We start from the raw sequence: 3,938 nt of genomic DNA, 5'->3' as shown, positions 1-3,938 counted from the left end.
GGCTCGGCGGCCCGGCGGCCCGGCGCCGGTGAGCCGGTGGGCCACCCGTCCCCGCGGGCGGCTCAGTCCTGTTCGCCGGACCCGGGTTCGGCCATCTTCCGGTGCGCCTCGCCCTTGAGGCTGTCGGCAGCACCTTGTTGGCGAGCTCCTGCGCCTTCGTCCTGGCCGATCCCGTGACGGCCTTCGCCTTGCCCGCGAACAGGGCGTCCAGCGCCTGGCGCGCGACCTGAGCGGGGTCGTCCTTGTCCTGTCGGCCGATACGGGTGTCGTCCATGTCCGCCCGGTGGAAGAAGTCGGTCTCTGTCGGCCCCGGCATGAACGAGGTGACGGTGACGCCGGTGTCCTCGAGCTCGTTGTGAAGGGCCTGGGTGAAGGACTGGAGGAACGACTTGGACGCGTTGTAGACGGCTTGGAAGGAGCCGGGCATGGTCGAGGCGATCGAGGACGTGACGAGGACCCGGCCCTCGTCACGGGCGGCCATGTCGCGCACCACGTACTTGGCCAACTGCACGGTCGAGCGGACGTTGAGGTCGATGATCTCCAGTTCGTCCGCCAGGTCGGTGTCCCGGAACGCGCCCCCTCGCCCGACCCCCGCGTTGAGGACGACCACGTCCAGGGGCCGGCCCGCCGCCGTCGCGGCGGCGAAGAGGGCCTCGGTCTGCTGCGGGACACGGAGATCCGCCTCGACGGCCTCGACGGTTCCCCCGCCCGCCGCCCGGACCCGCTCGGCCGCCTGCTGGAGCCGGTCGTGGTCCTCGGCGTTGAGGACGAGGTCGCGGCGTCCTGGCCGGCCGGGGCCGGTCCGCCGGAGCGCGCGTCAGTCAGCCGTGGTGTCGGCGATGATCAGGTCGGTCACCGCCTTCAGGCCACCTTCTCCCAGTGCCCTGCGCTGGCGGTCCGCAGGCGTCCCCTGACGCAGGAGGCGGTGCACGAGCGCGGTGAGATCGCGTGTGTCACCCGTGGCGTCGGCCGAGGGGGTGATGTGCTCCATCAGGCGGGCGACCGCGTCACCGGCGCTGATCCGTTCACCGGCCGGGGTGATCAGGTGGCCGCTGAGGCCGTGCCGGGCGGCCTGCCAGGTCGCGGCCTGGAGCACCTCGGGAAGGATCCGGGGCTCGGGCACCCCCGCTTCGGTCTCCCGGACGGCGGTCGTCACGAGGGCGCGCACGATCCCGGCGAACATGACCGCCTCGTCCGCGCGGAGCTGGACGTCGCAGCACCGCACCTCGACGGTCGGGTAGCGGTGGGACAGCCGGGCGTGCCAGTACAACTGCCCGGTGTCGCGGACGATGCCGCTCCGCACCAGGGTCCCGGTCCGGCTCGCCTCGTCGGCGGCGTCCTCGAAGACGGGCGGCGGGCCGCTGACCGGCCACCTGCCGAAGATGACGGTGCGCCAGCTGGCGAATCCGGTGTCCTGACCGTCCCACAGCGGGGAGTTCGCCGACATCGCCACGAGCAGGGGCAGCCAGCCGCGCAGGCGGTTGAGCACGGCCACGCCGACGTCGCGGTCCGGCACCGAGGCGTGCACGTGCATGCCGTTGATCACCTGTTCGGCCACCAGCTGGGGTGCCTGTGAGCGCATGGCCCGGTAGCGTGCCTCCCCGGTCACCGGGGTGGTCGATCCGCCTCTGTGGGGCGGTGTGCCGCAGGCGGCGAGTCGGCACCCCTGCGCTTCGGCGGCGGCGCCGGCGGCGAGCCGGAGGCGCAGCAGGTGACCGCCGACCTCCCCCAGTTCCGCGCACACGGGCGTGGCCACCTCCACCTGCACCTGCAGGAGCTCCGGCTGCATCTCGTCCTCGTCGAGGAGTGCCGCCGCTCCGGCGGCCGCCCGCACCTGTTCCCCGGCGGGGACCGGTAGTCCGGTCTCGGCGTCGAGCAGCAGGTATTCCTCTTCCACTCCGATGGTGACCGGTTCCATCGGGTCAGTCTCGGGTCTGCGCGCATCGGATCGGCGCACGACACGGCCGGCCCGTACGTGAGCTCTCCGGCGGAGCGGCGCCGTCGTGGACGTGGGTGGGCTCCCGTGCGCGGCGACGTCCAGGGGCGCCGGCCCTTCGGGCGGCGCGGGCGGGCGCGTTCACCCGGCAGGTGACGCCCCGGGCGTCCCGGCTGTGGGACGTCGCGCTCGCCCGGCACCGCGCCCCGGAGCTCGCCTACGAGGAGCACGCCGCGGCGGAATTGCTCTCGGGCGAGCTGGAACGCGGGGGTGCCGTCGTGCACCGGGGCATCGCGGGAATGCCCACCGCGTTCTCCGCACAGGCCGGGGACGGCGGCCGGCCCGCGTGGGCGCCGCTGACGGCCCAGGTCCAGGTGCGTACGGGTCTTCCACGGGCGCGCCGCGCACCCCACCGGCAGCCCGACCGAGGGCGTCGACGCCCTGGCCGCCCTGGTCGCGGACGTCACCCGGTGCGCGGAGGGCATTGCCGTCGCCAACGGCACCAGGGTGGAGACGGCCCGCGCCGGCGCGGGCGACCACCACATCCGCGACAACGAAATACTGTCCGGCCGGTTCGCCCGGCACCTTCGGGAAGGCGGCATCGGCCTCGGGAGCCGGCGCCGGGGGTGTTCCTGGGTTCGTCCGACATCGGGGACGTGAGCCGGGTCGTTCCCGCGATCCACCCGTTCGTGGCCATCCTGGGGCCGTAACATTCGGACCACACACCGGAGTGCGCCACGGCGGCGGCCGGTGAGCGGGCACGCCGCGTGATGCCGGCGACGGCGCGCGCCCTCGCGTGCACCGCCGGGGACCTCCTCGCCGACCCGGGGCTGGCCGACCGGGCGTGGGAGCGGCACCGCGAGAAGGCGGCCACCGGTGCGTGACCGGTCCGCGTCTCCGGCGGGACCGCCGTCAGGGTGGTGCCGAGCGGCCGGGCGGCGGCGCCGCCTCCTCGCCGCCGGGGCCCACCAGGACGCGCTCTCCCCTGGCGCAGTGCACCACGTCGGCCGCGAATCCGGCGCGGTCCGCCTCGGTGAGGAACGCGGACAGCGGGGAACGCATGACGCCGTACTCCTCGTAGTGCACGGGCAGCACGCGGCGCGGTCGCAGCGTCCGCACGAGTTCGGTTCCCTGGCGGGCGTCCATGGTCACCAGCAGCCCGCCCGGGAGTGTCGTGCCGCCCAGGTGCACGACGGCCAGGTGGAGGTCCGGGCACCGTCGCGCGATCTCCCCGATCCCGGGGAACATCAGGGTGTCACCGCTGATGTAGAGGCGGAGCACCGGCGCCCGGCCCGGTGGGCCGAACTCCAGCAGGCTTCCCATGACGGGGGGCAGGAACGCCTGCGCGAGGCCGGGGCCGTGGCGGCCCGGGAGAGCGGTGACGAGGGCCTGTGTGCGGTCGCGCGACAGCGTCTGCGACTGCCAGGTGCGCAGGCCGACGGCCCGCGAGAACCCGTGGAGGCCCTGGAGGCGCCGTGAGGCGTGCGGGGTCGTGACGATCGGCAGCCCGTGGTCCAGTCCCCAGCGGGCGACCCGGTCCCAGTGGTCTCCGTGAAGGTGCGAGAGGATCACGGCGTCGAGGTCGGGCGGCAGGTCGCGGACCCCGAGCGCCGGCTCGGCCGAGCGGCGCGAGAAGAGGCCGTTGCCCAGGTAGGCGTAGCTGCCCCGGTGCAGGAAGTTCGGGTCGGTCAGGAGTGTCAGCGACCCGTACCGGATGAGCAGCGTGGCGTTGCCGACGAACTGGATCTCCGCGAATCCTTCGGGCGGACGGTCGGACATGGCGCGTACCTCCCGGGCGGACGGCGGCAGTGCCTTCCCTTCATGGGTACTCCGCCACGCGCGCCGACGCGACTTCGTGGCCGGGCGCCGGCGCCGCTCCGCCTGTGTCGCCGCTGGTCAACCGGGTACGGCCGCCTCTTCGGCGGGGCTTGCCCGCAACAGACGTCCACAGCGCCGCGGCGACCGGTGACCGTCGCCCGTCCCCGGGAGCGGGAGCGCCCAC

Annotated in this window: 2 protein-coding genes and 1 pseudogene; all 3 read right to left on the bottom strand. The window is 74.4% G+C overall.

Features of this window, described 5'->3' with window-relative positions; all coding sequences use genetic code 11:
* Nucleotides 1–724: pseudogene (locus ABZ371_RS29995) on the bottom strand (SDR family NAD(P)-dependent oxidoreductase); the annotation flags it as partial.
* Between the two features lie 93 nt (nucleotides 725–817).
* Nucleotides 818–1,918 carry a glutamate--cysteine ligase gene (locus ABZ371_RS29990; RefSeq protein ID WP_358685491.1) on the bottom strand — a complete coding sequence of 367 codons (1,101 nt, stop codon included), beginning with the start codon at nucleotides 1,916–1,918 and terminating at the stop codon, nucleotides 818–820.
* A 930-nt stretch (nucleotides 1,919–2,848) separates the two neighbouring features.
* On the bottom strand, nucleotides 2,849–3,715 hold the full coding sequence (locus ABZ371_RS29985) for an MBL fold metallo-hydrolase (protein WP_358685488.1): 867 nt from the start codon (nucleotides 3,713–3,715) through the stop codon (nucleotides 2,849–2,851).
* Between the last annotated feature and the right edge of the window lie 223 nt (nucleotides 3,716–3,938).

The organism is Streptomyces sp. NPDC005899, assembly GCF_040629645.1.
Classification (GTDB): domain Bacteria; phylum Actinomycetota; class Actinomycetes; order Streptomycetales; family Streptomycetaceae; genus Streptomyces.
Note: the sequence above shows the minus strand (reverse complement) of the source record. Positions and strands in the feature narration are given on the sequence as shown.

What these genes read in the sequence shown, in the direction of transcription:
- ABZ371_RS29990 (WP_358685491.1), bottom strand. Translation starts at nt 1,918, where the DNA reads ATGGAACCGGTCACCATCGGAGTGGAAGAGGAATACCTGCTGCTCGAC.
- ABZ371_RS29985 (WP_358685488.1), bottom strand. Translation starts at nt 3,715, where the DNA reads ATGTCCGACCGTCCGCCCGAAGGATTCGCGGAGATCCAGTTCGTCGGC.